This window comes from Clostridiales bacterium (assembly GCA_017569285.1).
Classification (GTDB): Bacteria; Bacillota; Clostridia; order Christensenellales; family Aristaeellaceae; genus Aristaeella.
In genome coordinates, this window is sequence record CP069419.1 from 444,499 (window position 1) to 460,563 (window position 16,065).

Annotated in this window: 10 protein-coding genes; 1 reads left to right on the forward strand and 9 read right to left on the reverse strand. The window is 56.5% G+C overall.

Annotation, left to right across the window (positions count from 1 at the left end; translation table 11 throughout):
• Nucleotides 1-42: 42 nt before the first annotated feature.
• The 9 genes from JNO48_02050 to dnaA all read right to left on the reverse strand — a co-directional run bounded on the left by JNO48_02050 (nucleotide 43) and on the right by dnaA (nucleotide 15,143).
• Complete coding sequence (locus tag JNO48_02050; protein QTE68717.1) at nucleotides 43-2,625, reverse strand: hypothetical protein; 2,583 nt, start codon at nucleotides 2,623-2,625, stop codon at nucleotides 43-45.
• Nucleotides 2,626-2,640: 15 nt separating this feature from the next.
• Nucleotides 2,641-3,336 (reverse strand): YIP1 family protein, encoded by a 696-nt coding sequence (locus JNO48_02055; GenBank protein ID QTE68718.1) that lies wholly within the window; start codon nucleotides 3,334-3,336, stop codon nucleotides 2,641-2,643.
• On the reverse strand, nucleotides 3,311-4,849 hold the full coding sequence (locus JNO48_02060; GenBank protein ID QTE68719.1) for an NHL repeat-containing protein: 1,539 nt from the start codon (nucleotides 4,847-4,849) through the stop codon (nucleotides 3,311-3,313). Before JNO48_02060 ends, JNO48_02055 begins: the two co-directional genes overlap by 26 nt.
• A gap of 49 nt (nucleotides 4,850-4,898) precedes the next feature.
• Nucleotides 4,899-5,828 carry a carbohydrate ABC transporter permease gene (locus JNO48_02065; protein QTE69657.1) on the reverse strand — a complete coding sequence of 310 codons (930 nt, stop codon included), beginning with the start codon at nucleotides 5,826-5,828 and terminating at the stop codon, nucleotides 4,899-4,901.
• Nucleotides 5,829-6,126: 298 nt separating this feature from the next.
• Nucleotides 6,127-7,074 (reverse strand): sugar ABC transporter permease, encoded by a 948-nt coding sequence (locus tag JNO48_02070; protein QTE68720.1) that lies wholly within the window; start codon nucleotides 7,072-7,074, stop codon nucleotides 6,127-6,129.
• Nucleotides 7,075-7,098: 24 nt separating this feature from the next.
• On the reverse strand, nucleotides 7,099-9,984 hold the full coding sequence (locus tag JNO48_02075; protein QTE68721.1) for an extracellular solute-binding protein: 2,886 nt from the start codon (nucleotides 9,982-9,984) through the stop codon (nucleotides 7,099-7,101).
• A 269-nt stretch (nucleotides 9,985-10,253) separates the two neighbouring features.
• Nucleotides 10,254-12,662 (reverse strand): phenylalanine--tRNA ligase subunit beta, encoded by a 2,409-nt coding sequence (locus JNO48_02080; protein QTE68722.1) that lies wholly within the window; start codon nucleotides 12,660-12,662, stop codon nucleotides 10,254-10,256.
• A gap of 18 nt (nucleotides 12,663-12,680) precedes the next feature.
• Nucleotides 12,681-13,703: a phenylalanine--tRNA ligase subunit alpha gene (gene pheS / locus JNO48_02085; protein QTE68723.1), complete on the reverse strand. Its 1,023-nt coding sequence runs from the start codon at nucleotides 13,701-13,703 to the stop codon at nucleotides 12,681-12,683.
• Nucleotides 13,704-13,817: 114 nt separating this feature from the next.
• Entirely contained in the window at nucleotides 13,818-15,143 is a 1,326-nt protein-coding gene (dnaA, locus tag JNO48_02090; GenBank protein QTE68724.1) for a chromosomal replication initiator protein DnaA, read from the reverse strand.
• A 407-nt stretch (nucleotides 15,144-15,550) separates the two neighbouring features.
• On the opposite strand from dnaA, the gene JNO48_02095 reads away from it, so the two are divergent.
• Entirely contained in the window at nucleotides 15,551-16,039 is a 489-nt protein-coding gene (locus JNO48_02095; GenBank protein ID QTE68725.1) for a hypothetical protein, read from the forward strand.
• The last annotated feature ends 26 nt before the right edge of the window (nucleotides 16,040-16,065 follow it).

Below are 16,065 nucleotides of genomic sequence, written 5' to 3' on the forward strand. Positions count from 1 at the left end.
TGCCGCTGTACCAGTGTTCCCGGCGTTTCCGCGTTTTCTTGCTCACTGCCCGTTCCCCCTTTCAACCTTATAGTCTCTGGCGGGAATCACGGTTCCGCCGTCCTTGTAATCCCGGTTGCTGTAGTTGACATATACCTTGGTGCCATCTGCGTATTCCGTAACGGAAACTTCCTTGGACAGCTGTTCATGGCCGGTGATATTCTGCCGGTTCAGTCCGGCCATCTCCGCCTGGTAGCGCAGGATCACCGGCGTCAGGATCTCTTTCCACCGGTCATAGGATGCGGAACGGTAGCAGGAATACTTGGAGTCCTGCAGCACCGGCGTATCTTCCTTCATGAAGGTGAAATTCAGTCCGGCGCCGTATTCCGCACATTCCAGCAGGGCTGTCTGGTAGTCGCCCGCCAGGTTGATTGATTCTCCGGTGTAATCTTTCATTCCGTGGATTGCGATCTGGTAAAAGGGAATCCGCTGATCGATAATCGCATAGGTGTTGCCGGTCAGGTTCATGTCGGTAATCATATCCGCATACGGAATGGCGTAATTGTTGCCTTCCTTGATGCTGATCTTCAGCCCCTTGGCCACCGCGTCCCGGAGGGTGTTGATATTCATTTCCTTCACCTGTTCCCGGGTTATGGTGTTCTGGGCGTAATAGTCCGCGCTCAGCAGGTTGCCGATATCGCGGAATGCGACGCCGGCTGCGCTGCGGTCCTTCAGCGCGTTGATCAGGTTATCCGCGCATTTCTGGGCGTATTCCGGCCGTACCAGGTAATATGGATCCATCCCCGACCAGTCAGCCTGCTGGTAGGTAACAATATCATAGTTGTAAATAATCGCCTGTTCACGGGTGGTAAACCGGGCTGCATTTGAGAACGGAAGGAAACCATCGAGCAGTCCGCTGTCATAGGCAAAGCAGGAAATACCGTCAAAGAACAGGTTCACGCCCTGTTCAGAAGCATGGGCGATCAGTTTCTTCATGCCGCTGTCGCCGCCCAGCTCATTCAGGGTATGCACCCCGGTCAGTACCTTCTGCCAGACGCCGCCGTTGGCCCACCCGGTCATCCGGACGTTCAGGTCCCTGATGCCGCTGTCCTTCAGCTCGTCGATGATGCTTCCCGCCTGGTCAAATGTAGTCAGTGCCACAACCGATTTGACCGGCATGCCCAGCTTCGGTACTTTCTTGTCAATCGCGCCGACCAGTTCCACATTCACCGGAATATCCGCGCTGGCCGTTTCGTTCCGCAGTTCCGGATCGCGGCGGAGATACTGGCTGTAGATATTGGCAAGCTCCACATAGCTGTCGTTGTCCGTAAAGAAGTACCGCTGGACCGCCGTGTCGTTCGGGATGGCCTGCTCGTACATATACAGCAGGGACGCGGTCCGGTTGGAAACGTTGAATTTGTCATAATGGATGACGTTGTACTTGGGATAGATAAAGTTGTAATTGTTGAACCGTCCGGCGATATCCGCGTTGATTCCGGCATAGGAGCTGGCGCCTTCAATGACGCATACAAACGATCCGTCCGGCTGTCCCATGCCGAATACCGGGAACGCGTTCCGCGTTTCGCTGATGACTTCCTTTCTTTCCGTGGCGTAGTCCCATCCGTACAGGTTGGCGTAATACGCGCTCTGGGAAAGCTTTCCGTTGTTGTATCTGATCAGGGCGCCGCCGCCTTCCGGAAGCAGCATATATCCTTCCTGATCCGTTCCGGCAGCGCCGAAATACGGCAGCACGCTGACGAACGACATCGGATAGTCACCCTCGCACCGGAGGCTGTCATAGGGCACTTCCACAACCAGTTCGTCCCCGTCCAGGCGGTAAACCACAGACGCGTTGAAAACCGGTCCGTTGTTGCTCTTCGCTTCAGCCACCAGCTCCATATCAACCGCAAACTCTTCCTCGTTGTATCCGGCATCCCGGAACAGGGCTTCCAGTTTTCCCTTGTTGGTGGAGGATGTGTCGGATTTCAGGATATAGAGTGCCTGGTCAACCACGGATGGATACCGGGCAATAATCTCTTCCTTGTTCTCCTTCTTGTCCAGCTTGGAGGGTTCGTACAGGGAATAGTTGCTCGAAACCTGCTTCTTGTTCTTCTTGCTCATATTCCCGGTGAACTGCTCGTATCTTTCCTCGGTCATCGCAATCGGCAGGACGAATTTCTTCTCGATTTTGCCGATGGCGTAATTCACCCGGATGGAGCCGTCCTCGCCGGGAACGATCTCAAAGTTCTGGTTCTGGATGGAATAGCTGAAGTTGTTCAGCTCGACTTCACCGCCGCTGGTGGTATAGGTCACGTTCAGCGTGGAGGACAGGGCTTCCTTGTTGACGCCCCGGGCCACCGGATCCTTGTCCCTGTCCGCCGGGTTGGAGTTCCATACCTTCCCCGTCTTCTTGTCGGTCAGGGCGAACTGGGTGGTCGCAGGATCCATTTCAAACAGGAGGCGGTCTGTTTCCATTTTCAGCGGGTCGTTCTTTCCTTCGTATTCATAAACGACCGGATCAGCCCCGAAGCTTGTTTCCTGCTGGGAATAAATCGGAACGAATACGAAGATAATCAGTGCCGCAATCGCTGCCAGGATAATCAGCCACGGTAGAAGCCGCAGGATGAGGGATCTCTTCTTTTTCATAATCTGTCTCCCTCCTTAATACAGGCGATACACAATTTCGCGGTACAGGCTCACGAAATATGCAATCGCGTCGCTCAGCAGGCTGAAGAATGTCAGCACCAGGAAGATGATGACCATGGCGCCGACCACGGTTACGACCAGGAAAATCAGGGTTTTTCCGGGACCGTAGTCATGCACCTGCATCAGGCCGATGAATACCAGGAAGCAGCACCAGATCACGCTGACGGACAGCATGATGCTGAAGATGCTGCCCTCTTCGAAGGTCAGCCCGTTGCTGATAATCACCATCGGCAGCTGGATCAGGATATACGGTACCAGGGCATAGCACATTGCCATGTAGATATCCCGGAACCGGCCCTTGCCTTCAAACAGGGTGGTCATCGCCCAGTTGGCGACGCACAGCACCAGGAACGGCAGTGCCAGGGAACCCGCTTCCTCAAAAATATTGATATGCTGGATCGGAGCGTTGATGAACTGGAAGCTGGTCAGGATCAGCTTCATCACCCGCACCACCAGGAACAGGATCAGGAAGGTATGGGCCGCTGCCAGGGTCCCCTTCTTCTCATGGATCAGATCCCAGAATCCGTCAAAAGGATGGGTGATCACATGCAGGGAGTACCGCAGCGAATCAAGGTACCGGGACCATGACTCTTTCCGCTTTTCAGCCCTGAGTGCCTTCACGGAATCACTGGCGGACTTTGCTCTGCTCATGCATGATCACCTCCCACTTTGCTCTCTTTACTCTCCCGATCACCAGCGGAACGATCAGGATCACTGCCAGGATCAGGACAATCCACAGGATGTTCTTCTCGATCCATTGTTTCCGGTACAGCTTGAATGCCCGTCCGTAACTTTCCTGGTCATGGGCCATTTCAAAGTACCGCATCGCGCCTTCAAAATCGTCCTGCCGCAGGATCGCCCGTCCGATGCCCCGGAATGCCAGCGGATAGTTGGCATTCATCCGCATGACGTCCCGCCAGATATCGGCACTCCGGTCATATTCACCGTTCAGGTACGTCTCGTTGGCATCGTAGATCATCTGGCCGTATTCGGTCGGGGTGAAAACCGTGATGCTGTTTTCCACCTGGTCCAGAACGAACAGGTCATATCCCATATGCTCAACGCTGATTGCGCTGGTGAAAGCGCCTTCCACATTGCCGCGGGTGCCGAATGCCCACAGCAGCACGCCCTGGTTGTCATAGCCGAAGAGGCGCCCGCGCGTCCGGTCCAGCGCCACGTACAGATCGTTTTTCAGCACCGTAATGTCGGTGAACCGGGTCGGCCCCAGGTACTGGGTTCCCTCCTCAATCCACCAGATATCGCCGATCGGGGGATACCGGTCGTTCTTGATCAGGATGTCGCCGCCCAGGCTGTTCAGCCGGCGGATCGGCTTCGCCTTGTCCCACTTCAGGTCGTATTCACTGAAGATGGTGTTCGTCGCGTAGATGAAGCCTTCATCATCAATGTACAGGTTTTCATATTCCGTTGGCGCGAAGCTCTGGGAGGCCGCCCGCTGCTCCTTCGTCTGGAAATACCGCTTCCAGATGTACTGGGCCATATTGACGGAAACCTGGTTCGCACCGATATAGCCGGTGAACGTCGTATCCGCTTCATATTTGATGAAGCCCTTGTTGATGTTCGCACCAAGCACGTACACCCGGCCGGCAACGTCCACAGCAATCTTCTTCGGGAGGAAATCCAGTCCCTGGTCATAGGTGGAGTCTGTGGGCTTGGTAAACTCCTTGATGAAGTTCAGGTCCTTGTCCATCATCACAACCCGGTAATTGAAGTAGTCGGCAACGTAGATGTTTTCATCCGCATCCACCGCAATGTCGTACGGGTTGTTGAAGGTGGCCGGTTCCACTCCCTTGACCTCGCTGATCACCCGGACCAGTTCGAATTCCACACCGTCGTAACGCAGCTGCAGGATCCGGTTGTTGAAGGTATCCGCAACATACAGATCCTTTTCGTGGACAAACAGGCTCTGCGGCCGGCTCATCCGTTTTCCGTCCAGTTTGTCCAGGCCGATCGTAATGCTGTCGATCACCGTGGAAACCCGGTACGGGTTCGGTGCTTCCTGCACGTCGCCCCAGTAGTCATAAATATAGGAATAGGAAGTGCTGAATCCGTCCTGCTTCATGCTGTAGCTGTCGTCCGCAAGCACAGTGACCGGCAGCAGGGCAAGCAGGCACAGAATCGCAATAGCCCTGATCATTCCTTTCACGGGATATCCCCTCCTGTTGTTTATTCGGTCGTTCATCATCCGGATCACCTTAATCCTTGATACCGGAGGAGGCCATTGTCTCCAGGATCCGGCTCTGGCTCAGGATGAAGATGAGGATGGGGACGGAGATAATCACGACCTGCGCCGCGGCGCTTGCGCCGGTACGGGCAACGCCGCCGGCCAGCAGCTGGTTCAGGGCGTATACCAGGGGCTTCTTGGCTTCGGAATAAATCACTGTGGTCGCTGTGGAGTTCCACAGGCCCTGAACGCTGAAGATGATCATGGTCAGCCACGCCGGCTTCACGTTCGGCATCACGATGTTCCAGAAGATTCCGAATGTGCTCGCACCGTCGATGGTGGCCGCTTCAATCAGGGCAGTCGGCAGGCCCTCCATGAACTGCTTCATCAGGAACATGCCGATCGGCGCCGCGAAGGCCGGAAGGATCAGAGCCCAGTAGGTGTCAATCATGCCCAGGCGGCTCATGATCAGGTAGTTCGGAACGCCGGTCACATAGCCGGAGAACATCAGGCACGTGGTAACCACGGCGAAGAATGTCCTTCCGCCCGGGAACTGGTATTTCGCCAGCACGAACGCCGCCATGCTCGCGATCACCAGGTGTCCGAACGTACCGACAAAGGTAATCAGAACGGTATTGATCAGGTACCGGCTGAAGGGAACCCAGCTCTGCCCCATCAGGACAAACAGGTCGGAGAAGTTGTCGGTTGTGGGCTGGGAAGGCCACACGGGCGGTGGGAACCGGAAGAATTCATTCAGCGGCTTCAGGCTGTTGCCGATCAGGAACACCAGCGGGAATACCATCAGGATGGCAAAGATCACCAGGATCAGGTAAACCCCGATGTCGCCGCCGATGGACCGGTTGGGATGGCGCCGGGTAATCAGGTGCTTTTTGGGCACCTCGATCTTCTCACCGCGCAGCTCCGCCAGGCGGTGGAGTTCATCACCCCGGGTCCTGGGCATCACCGGTTTGTCAACCCAGTGTTTGTCCATATGGTCGTAGAGTTTCAGGCCGTAGTCCAGGTCAAAGATATACCGGCTGTCGTCCTTCAGGATTACGGTAATCTCGCCGGAAGTGCCGCCCCGGCGGATCCGGTCCATCCGGTGCATCCGCGCGTAGGTCCACTGCACAATGGGTTCGGTCTTTCCCTTCGGGTAGAAGGCCGCGCCGGTCTCATCCGCCTGGAGGTATCCGCGGTATTTCTTGCCGTCAATCAGCTTCAGGGTGCCGTTTGATTTGACTGTGTTGATCTCACTCATATCAGGTTCCCACCCTTCCCAGCAATCCGGTGATTGCTTTCTTGCACAGAATCATGACCAGGAACAGGATGGTCGCGATGGCGCTTGCATAGCCCATCTCGAACCGGCTGAAACCATAGTCGAACAGGTGGGTAACCACCGTGCGCGCTGCGTAGTCCGTGGAGGGGAATCCGCACAGCATCCGCGGAACGTCGCTGACGTTGAACGCGTTGGTAATGCTCATCACCGCGCCGAACAACAGCATGGGCTTCATGCTTGGCAGGGTGATGTGGTACAGTTCCTGCCAGCGGTTGCGGACGCCGTCCACATACCCGGCTTCGTACATGCTCCGGTCAATTCCCTGGAAGCCGGCAACAAAACTCAGGAAGCCGGTGCCCATGCTCATCCACAGGATAACGACGATCAGGATCGGCATCATGGTGTCCGGGGTAATCAGCCAGAGCTTCGGCGCTTCGATAATGCCGAACTCCATCAGGATCGCGTTGAACCAGCCGTAAGCATCACCGCGGAACAGGACGGAGAAGATCGTGAACGCGGAGGATGCGATGGACGGGGCGTAGAAGATCACCACCGCCACAGAGCGGATCCATTTCGGCAGTTCATTGATAAACCACGCGAACAGGAAGGAAAGGATATATCCGACCGGTCCGGTAATCACCGCAATCACGAACGTGTTCTTGATAGCGATCAGGAATACCTCATCCTGGAGGATCAGGTTAATGTAGTTCTGCAGGCCGATAAACCGGGCCGGTTCCAGGATGTTGTAATACGTGAACCCGTAAAAGATCGACGTACAGATCGGCAGGATGAAGAAGGTAAAGAACAGGATAGCGTACGGAGCCAGGAACAGGTAGCATACCTTGTTATGCTTTGCCTGTACCAGTCCGTGCTGGAACTGTTCACGCTTCATTTTGATGAAGCGGGATGTAAAAGACTGTGTCTGCTGCATGCTTGATTCCTCCCTTCCTGTTCCTTAATCCAGCGGCAGGTTGAATTCCCGCCGTTTGATCCGGATTTCTTCATTGATGGTCCGCGCATAGTTCATCAGCGTCTCCCGCTTGTCTTCCTTCGCGGTGATCACGCGGCGGATGGCATTGGTCATATGACGCGTGGTGGAATAGCCGCCGGCGATTTCCGGGAAGCCGTGTGTCTGGGACATCTGGGCTTCCAGGACCCGCAGCTGCTTCGCGTTCCAGCCCAGCTGGGGCAGGGCCTCCCGGTTGGCCGTCATATACCGGCCGCTGGTGCCCAGCACGCTTTCCATCTCGCGGCCGAAGCGGACCTGTGCGTCCGCGCCGACCCACCACTTCATGAATTCCCAGGCATTGTTGCGGACCTTTTCATCGTCCGTTTTGATCATCAGGCAGCACAGCCCGCCCGTATGCGCGGTACGGTTGATCGTTCCGTCCGCCTGCCGTGTGCCTGGAATCAGGGTGAAGTCCCACAGTCCGCGGATTTCCGGTGCGGAAATCGACAGGGTATTGTAGGTGGAACTCATCGCGATGCCCATCGGCATTTCCCCGCTGCGGAAGCGGCTGGGGAATTCGTAAATGGACGGAAGTCCGTAATCGTTGTAAAGGCTCGTATACAGTTCGAATGCGGCAACACCGGCTTCGCTGTCGATCAGCGTTCGCTTGGCGTCCTTGTCGTAAATCTCCCCGCCGTTCTGGTAGATCAGGCTGTTGAACACGCCGGTATCCACGTTGTTGACGTCCGGGAACGGAACGCCGACGCTCAGGCTGTCGCCCTGAAGGGTCGGAAGTTCTGCGATCAGCTCGTCCCATGTCTGCGGAATCGGCAGTCCCAGTTCTTCCATGATATCCTTGCGGTAGAACAGCAGGAGGGTTTCCTGGGTCTCCGGCATTCCGTAGATGCCGGTATGCTCCCCGTTGTTGTACTTCAGCGGATCCAGGATGCTCGGATGGAACGCCTTCACAGCCTCATCAAAATCAGCAAACTGTGTCAGGTCCTCCACCGCGTTCCTCATTGCGTAGTTCACGGCGAACCAGCCGCTCACGCTCAGCACCAGGTCCGGCCCGTTGCCGGCAACCACCGCGGTCAGGATGGCGTCTGCCTGCACCAGCTTGATATTTACCTTGATGCCGGATTTTACGGTGAACGTATCATCCACAATGCTCTTCAGCACCGTGCTCTGGTCACGGCCGGTGGTAATCCAGATATCCAGCACGTTGTCGTCGTTTGCGTCATACTTGTCGCCCAGCGTGTTGTAATCCACAAAGAAGGAACTCGCGCAGCTGCGGATCTCGTGCAGGGCGCTGGTCAGGAAGCTCTCGCGCACCGGCGGAATCTTCGCATTTTCACCGGTTATCATGATCAGATCCACGTCCAGCTTGCTTTCGGACATGTTCTGCATGGCGGAGCCCAGCGACGTGATGTTGTCCTTGAAGTTACCGAAGGATTCCGTAATCCGTTCGTTGGTTTCCACAAACTGTTCCAGCTGGACTGCCAGGGTCTGCGCGGCGGCGATCCGGTCGCTCTTCTCGCCGGTGGTTGCCACCACGTCGTCCACGATCTTGTACAGGCGCTTGCTTTCCAGCTCCATTGCCTCGATCGCTTCAGGATAAACTTCGTTCAGCTTGTAATCCCGGAACCGGTCCGGTGTCGCGCCGGTCAGCACCAGCAGCTTCCGGTAAATCTGGTTCAGGCGGAAAACGCTGTCTTCCACGTCCTGCAGCACGGGGCCCATTTCGCCCAGTGTTACTTCCATACGGATCGTATGGGCGCCCTTTTTCAGGAAGAAGCGGAAGGGGTTTCCGTCCTTGTCGCCCAGCGTCCGCATTTCCCATGCGGTGTTGTAGCCGAAGGTTACGGCTTCCAGATCCCGGAACGGAACCTCTCCGTCAATGTAAACAGTCCGCGCGGACAGTGCGCCGCGCTGGTACATCTGGCGGGCCTTGATGGAAATATAGTAGTAGCCGTCCTCCGGCACTTCAAACGGCCATTCGATCCAGTCTCCCGGATAGGTCCACGGGTCGCCGCCGATATAGTTCAGTACCGTGGTATTCACGGAATACGGAACGGTCTGGGAGGAACTCCGGTCATACCGGGCATACAGGCTGGGGGCGCTGCGCAGCGTAGCGCTCTCGCCCTGGACAGTCTGGGAATAGTTCTTTCCCTCATCGGTCATGGCGGTTTCCGGCTGGGCGGCGGCGTAATCCGCATACTCCGGTGCCTTCTTGATCGGCACCAGCGTCATTCCGCAGATCACAACCGGTTCATTCACTGCCCGCAGGGTAATGGTATTTTCGCCTTCATCGAAATGGAAAGCATAGGGCTCCGTCTGGTAGCCCATATCATCCTTGCAGTATGCGGTTTGCCGTTCGAAAATCTCCTTCTGGCTGGGGCGGATGTCATTGCCCTGGTTGTCCTGCCGGACCTCACCCGCGTCTGTCCACAGGCGGCTGAAGGTCAGCGCGGAGGCACCGGCAAACGGCACTTCCCCGTTGATCAGGAGTTCGCGCTCGATGTCGACGCCGCGGCTCTGGGTCGTCAGGTAATCGAGGCGGACGTTGTACAGTCCGGCCTGGGGAACGTTTACCTTCCAGGAAGCTTCTGTTTCTTCCGGTGTGAATACACCCTCTGCCCGGGCTTCGCCCTCTCCCTCAAAGGAGAAAACGTCTACCGGAATTTCTTCCTTTACGGCTGCTTCACCGGCATGGGACGCCAGATAAGCGCTGTACGTATTGCTGCGTCCAACGCCTGAAACATCCGTGGAAAGATCCGTACCCTCATACTTGGCCCGGTAGTTGTCGGTCCCCTGGCTGAGCAGCCAGAGCACCACGCCCAGAAGCGCGACTACCAGGACTCCGATGATCACGTTCCGCCATTTCCTTGTCATGAGTCCATCTCCCACTGTTCCCGCACAAAACGCATGATCCGACACCCGGATCAGGCGTTCAGAACGGATATTCTTTTCTGGAAACCAACCAAAAACAACATGGGTTGTATGCACAAATATTATAATGACGGGGGGATGTATTGTCAATTGAAAAACATCACGGAATGATCACTTTTCCGTCACATTCGCTTAACGAAAAAAGCCCGGCAAAGTGCCGGGCCGTTTGGTTTTCTTCTGTTTTTCCGGGATGGATGCAAACGTTTTCCTTTTCAGCGGATTTCCGCTCCGAGTTTGAACTTCAGGTTGCCCAGGATTTTTTTCACAAAACGTTCGATGTCCTCGGGGGTGAGTGCCTTGTCATCCGGCTCGAAGCGGATCTTGAAGGCCATGCTCTTCTTGCCCTCCCCGATCTGCTCGCCGCGGTAGATATCGAACAGTTCCACATCGCTCACGCGCGGGCAGGCCCGGGCGATCTCGTTCATCAGGTCCCCGCACGCAGTTTCCTCGGAAACGGTCAGGGCCAGGTCCCGGATCACCGGCGGGAATACGGAAATCGGGCGGTACCGGAAAGACGCGGCTGCGTGGGCCATCATCTTTTCATAGTCAATTTCACCCAGGAAGATCTTGTGGCTGGCGCGGTTGTCCTTATGCAGCTTCAGTTCCGCCGTCACTTCATTGGCCAGCCGGCCGAACACGCCGATCCGCTCCCCTTCGCACAGCAGGTATGCAGCAATTCCGGGATGCAGCCAGGAAACGTCCTGCGCCCGTTCCACGGTGAAGCTGAGGCCGAACGCGTTTCCGAGCGCCTCCATGCTGCCCTTCACCGTGAAGAAATCCTCGCTGTCGCCGAATGCGGCAAAGCCGATATGGAGCCGTTCCGCCGGCCGTTCACCGGCCTCGCCGGGCATGTAGACATTGCTCAGCTCAAAGATCCGGCCTTCGTTGTTGCCCTTCTTCAGGTTTTCCGTCACGATATTCAGCATGCTGGGCGCCAGCAGCGGCCGCATGATGGACAGGTTCGCGGAGATCGGGTTTTTGATCCGCAGCACATTGCGTTCCGGAGCATCCGCCGGAATCTTCAGCGCGTCCAGGTCAGCGTCCGCATAGAAGGACAGTGTCATGATCTCGCTGTAGCCCTCCGCGCACATGATGCGCTTCAGTTTGTCCTGGCGCAGCTGGGCCGGATTCTTTCCGCCGCTGGTCACCATGGCAGCCTTCAGGAATGTGGGGGTAACATGGTCATAGCCGTATTCCCGGATCACTTCCTCCGCCAGGTCCGGCTCGCCCACCTCGATATCCTCGCGGTAGCGGGGAGCCTGCACATTCAGCGTATCTCCGTCCCGGGTTACGTCAAAGCTCAGGTTTTTCAGGATCCGGAGCACTTCCTCCGCCGGCACCTCAATGCCGAGGATCGCATTGATCCGGCTGAGGCTGGCGGTGAAGCGCTTCCCTTCCCGGGATGCGCCGGCGCTGCAGTCAAACGCGCTGGAGGTGATCTCGCCGCAGCCCAGCTCTTCAATCAGGTGCAGGGCCCGGGCCATGCCCAGCTCGGTGGTGTATTCGCTGATACCCTTTTCAAACCGGGCGGACGAGTCGCTGCTCTGTCCCAGGGCGCGGGAGGTTTTCCGTACGTTGTCCCGGGCAAACTTGGCCGCTTCAAACAGCAGCTGCGTGGTATTTTCGGTAATTTCGCTGTTCAGCCCTCCCATGATGCCGGCCAGCGCCACCGGGCGGTTGCCGTCGCAGATCACCAGGTTCTCCGGGGTCAGGCTGAATTCCTTTTCATCCAGTGTCTGGATCTTCTCGCCGGGCTTCGCGCGGCGGACAATGATCTTCCGCTCCTGCAGCTGGTCCATATCAAATGCATGCATCGGCTGGCCGATCTCCAGCAGCACATAGTTGGTGATATCCACCACGTTGGAAATGCTCCGCAGGCCGCACAGGGCCAGGTTGCGGCGCATCCACCGCGGGCTCTCCCCGACTGTGATGTTCCGCACGCCGTGTCCCAGGTAACGGGGGCACAGGTCGGGTGCTTCCACCTTCACGTCCAGGTCCGGGAACACGTAATCCGTCGTTTTGTAGTCCGTCGCGGGCATTTTCAGTTCCTTGCCCAGCGCGGCGGCCACTTCCCGGGCGATTCCCAGGATGCTCTGGCAGTCCGGCCGGTTCGCCGTGATGGACACATCCAGGATATAGTCGTCCAGGCCGACCACGGTCCGGATATCCGTTCCGGGAACCGTATCCTTCGGCAGGTCCATCAGTCCGTAGACATCCGCGCCGGGATACAGGTCGTCGTTCAGGCCCAGCTCCTCCCCGGAGCACAGCATGCCGTTCGACTCGATTCCCTTCATGGGCTTCGCGTTGATTTTGATTCCGCCGGGCAGCGTGGAGCCGTCCAGAGCAGCGGGTGTATGCATTCCCGCATAAACGTTCGGGGCACCGGTCACAATCTGGATCGGATTGCCGTATTCGCCGCAGTTGACCTGGCATGTGAACAGGTGGGTACCCTCCACCGGCTCGCAGCTCAGCACTTCGCCAACCACAACGCGGCTGATCTCCGCGCCCAGGTCCAGCAACTCCTCCACCTCAAATCCGCAATCAAAAAGCTTGTCGGTCAGCTCCTGCGCAGTGATATCCAGGTCCACGTATTCCTTCAGCCAGCTGTATGGTACTTTCATCGTCGTTTCCTCCTCGTGTCAATCCTTGAACTGCTTCAGGAACCGCAGGTCGTTCTCAAACAGGAGACCGATGTTGTTGATGCCGTACTTCAGCATCGTGATGCGCTCGATTCCGATTCCGAACGCAATACCGGAATACACGCTGGAGTCAATTCCGCAGTTTTCCAGGACTTTGGGATGCACGACACCGCCGCCGAGCACTTCGATCCATCCGGTATGCTTGCACAGCGGGCATCCCTTTCCGCCGCACTCAAAGCAGCTCACGTCCACTTCCACGCTGGGTTCGGTAAACGGGAAATAGCTCGGCCGCAGCCGTGTCTTGACGTCTGCGTCAAAAATCTGCTGCACGAATTTGTCCAGCATTCCCTGCAGGTCGCACAGGGTAATCCCCTTGTCCACCACCAGACCTTCCATCTGATGGAACATGGGGCTGTGGGTCGCGTCGCTGTCGGAACGGAACACACGTCCGGGAACCAGCACCTTGATCGGCGGCTTTTCCATATCCATGATGCGGATCTGCCCGCCGCTGGTCTGCGTCCGGAGCAGGTACTCGTCGTCCAGGTAGAAGGTGTCCTGCGTATCGCGGGACGGATGGTCCTTCGGCACGTTCAGCCGGGTGAAGTTGTGGTCGTCGTCCTCGATTTCCGGGCCTTCGTACACTTCAAAACCCATGCCGGCAAACACGCCGATCATCTCGTTCTTGACGATCGTCAGCGGATGCAGGCCCCCCAGGGAACGTTTCGTTCCGGGCAGGGTGATATCCACCTGCTCCTTCCGGTTCCGGGCTGCCAGCTCCAGCTGTTCGATTTTGTCGCTCAGGGTGCGGTACTGTTCTTCTACCTGTACCTTGAATTCGTTGATGACCTTACCCACGGAAGGCCGGTCTTCCTTCGCCACGGCTCCCAGGCCTTTCATCAGCTCGGCGATGCTGCCCTTCTTGCCCAGGAAATCCTGCCAGAACGCGGCCAGCTTTTCCTTGGTGTCCACTCCGGCGATTGCCTGTTCCATCGCTTCCCGCAGGGCCTTGATTTTCTCTTCCATGCCTTCCACTCCTTCAGTAATACAAAAAGCACGGCTTCGCAGGGACGAAGCCGCGCTTCCTCATTCGCGATTTCATGCGGTACTATATCATGCGGAGCCTTGATTTGTCAATCATTACTGCGCATTTTTCACCAGCCGCTTAACGTCGTTCACCACCATGCTCAGGTTGGACTCCCCGTCCATTCCGGCTTCCACGGTTTTGCAGCTGTGCATGACCGTTGTATGGTCCCGTCCGCCGAACACGCTGCCGATCTGCGGAAGGCTCATTCCGGTCAGTTCCCGTGTCAGGTACATGGCAATCTGCCGCGGAACGGTGATCTCCCGTTTCCGGGTCGGTCCGATCAGGTCATTCAGCGTAAGCCCGTAGTAATCGCTCACGGTCTGCATAATCAGTTCAGCGGTAATCTGCTTGTGCCGGCGCTGGTCGAAGATTTCCTTCAGCGCCTGCTCGCACAGTTCCATGGTAATCGGTTCCTTCACCAGGTTGGAATATGCCACCAGCCGGGTCAGGCAGCCTTCCAGTTCCCGGATATTGCTGTCGATCTTGCCGGCAATCAACTGCAGCACGTCGTCCGGCACGCTGATGTTGTCCTGCAGCGTCTTTTCGCGCAGGATCGCCACGCGCGTGTCGATGTCCGGCCGCTGGATGTCCGCCACCAGGCCCCACTCAAACCGGGAGCACAGCCGCTCCTCCAGCCGCTGGATATCCTTCGGCGGCTTGTCGCTGGTCAGCACGATCTGCTTGTTGTCGTTATGCAGCTCGTTGAATGTGTTGAAGAATTCCTGCTGGGTACTCTCCCGGCCGGCAATAAACTGGATATCGTCCACCATCAGCACGTCCACCTTCCGGATCTTCTCCCGGAACTCAAACGTCTTTTTCTGCTGGATGGCACTGATCAGTTCATTGGTGAAGCTTTCGCTGGTCATGTACAGGATTTTCTTGCTGGGATCATTCTGGTGGATGAAGTGGCCGATCGCCTGCATCAGGTGGGTTTTCCCCAGTCCCACACCGCCGTAGATAAACAGCGGGTTATAGGCTTCCGCCGGGCTTTCCGCCACGGCCAGGGCAGCCGCATGCGCAAACCGGTTGGCGTTTCCGACCACGAAGTTCTCAAATGTGTACTTGGGATTCAGGTGGGGATCATTCTCGTCATTTTCCGTACTGGCAGCAGGGGTGATCATCTGTTCTGCTGCGTTCTTGCTCAGCAGGGTCACCCGCAGCGGCCGTCCGGCCGTTTCACTCAGGCACTTTTCAATCAGCTTCAGGTACTTTTTCTGGATCAGGGGAATCATCCCCTCCATCTTTACGCCGATGATGACCTCATCCTCATGGATGGCAGACGGAACCATGTTCCCGTCCACCCATGTGCTGTAGGAAACATAGTTCATATCTTTGGCCAGCAGTGCGCATGTCTGTTCCCAGAGTACCTCTAAATTCATCCGGACGATTCCTCTCAATCCGTAATTATCGTGTAAAAAATGGCGCACGAAACGATGTCGTGAGCTGTGGATAACCAGCTGTGGAAAACTTTTTATTCCAAAACCAGCGCGACAATAATAACAGAAACACCGCGAAATTTCAAGGCTTCCTGCCTGTGGATTGTTTTGTCAGAATTTTAAGAAATTCACAGTTATCCATGTCAAGGTTTTGTGCTTTGTTCCCCTTTACTTCCACAAGATTTATGATTTTCCCGGATTTGGAATCCGGTTTTTTTTATGTTCCCGCCTGCGCTTAACCGTTTGTTCAAAAGAGTTAATACATAATTCACATTTTGTGGGGAATCCCGTGTCCTTTCTATGATTTTTATGTTATGATAGGAACAGTTGATATCAACGGGGGGATTTCCATGATTGAAACCTGGCGTGTCCGGGAAGCACTTCGTCCCCGCTTTGGTTCTGTCCTGATGGATGAGCCCGGCGTTCCGGACCGTGCAGCCGCGCTGCTTTGCTCATACGCCGCCTACAAGGATACATTTTCCGATATGGCAGCCCGTCTGGAGGATGTCCTTTTCAACACCCTGTATGAGCATCTCGGCCCCTCCATGGCCGTCCGGATGGATGACGGCACCTCCCGCCGTGTCCGCACGTCAGAGCTGAAGGACGCGGCAGACGATGTCCTGGGCGTCCTGTTCGAAAGCCTGAAGGTATATTCCGTCAATTATGATGCCCTCCATGCGTACTGCATGGAAACCGGCTCCTATGCCGCCATGCGCGTGCTGTATACCCGGTACCAGGAATTTCTCCCCGCCGAGGAGCGGAAAATCATCGCCCGGATCATCCGCGATTCACGCCCCCGCGCCGAATGGGAATCCTGGCTCAATCCCGCGGATCTCTGATCCGCCGCCCGAAAGAAGGTTATTGC

Bases quoted from the DNA above. Each gene is read 5' to 3' on its own strand.
- JNO48_02050 (QTE68717.1), bottom strand. From the start codon at position 2,625: ATGAAAAAGAAGAGATCCCTCATCCTGCGGCTTCTACCGTGGCTGATT.
- JNO48_02055 (QTE68718.1), bottom strand. From the start codon at position 3,336: ATGAGCAGAGCAAAGTCCGCCAGTGATTCCGTGAAGGCACTCAGGGCT.
- JNO48_02065 (QTE69657.1), bottom strand. From the start codon at position 5,828: ATGCCCAGGACCCGGGGTGATGAACTCCACCGCCTGGCGGAGCTGCGC.
- JNO48_02070 (QTE68720.1), bottom strand. From the start codon at position 7,074: ATGCAGCAGACACAGTCTTTTACATCCCGCTTCATCAAAATGAAGCGT.
- JNO48_02075 (QTE68721.1), bottom strand. From the start codon at position 9,984: ATGACAAGGAAATGGCGGAACGTGATCATCGGAGTCCTGGTAGTCGCG.
- JNO48_02080 (QTE68722.1), bottom strand. From the start codon at position 12,662: ATGAAAGTACCATACAGCTGGCTGAAGGAATACGTGGACCTGGATATC.
- pheS (QTE68723.1), bottom strand. From the start codon at position 13,703: ATGGAAGAGAAAATCAAGGCCCTGCGGGAAGCGATGGAACAGGCAATC.
- dnaA (QTE68724.1), bottom strand. From the start codon at position 15,143: ATGAATTTAGAGGTACTCTGGGAACAGACATGCGCACTGCTGGCCAAA.
- JNO48_02095 (QTE68725.1), top strand. From the start codon at position 15,551: ATGATTGAAACCTGGCGTGTCCGGGAAGCACTTCGTCCCCGCTTTGGT.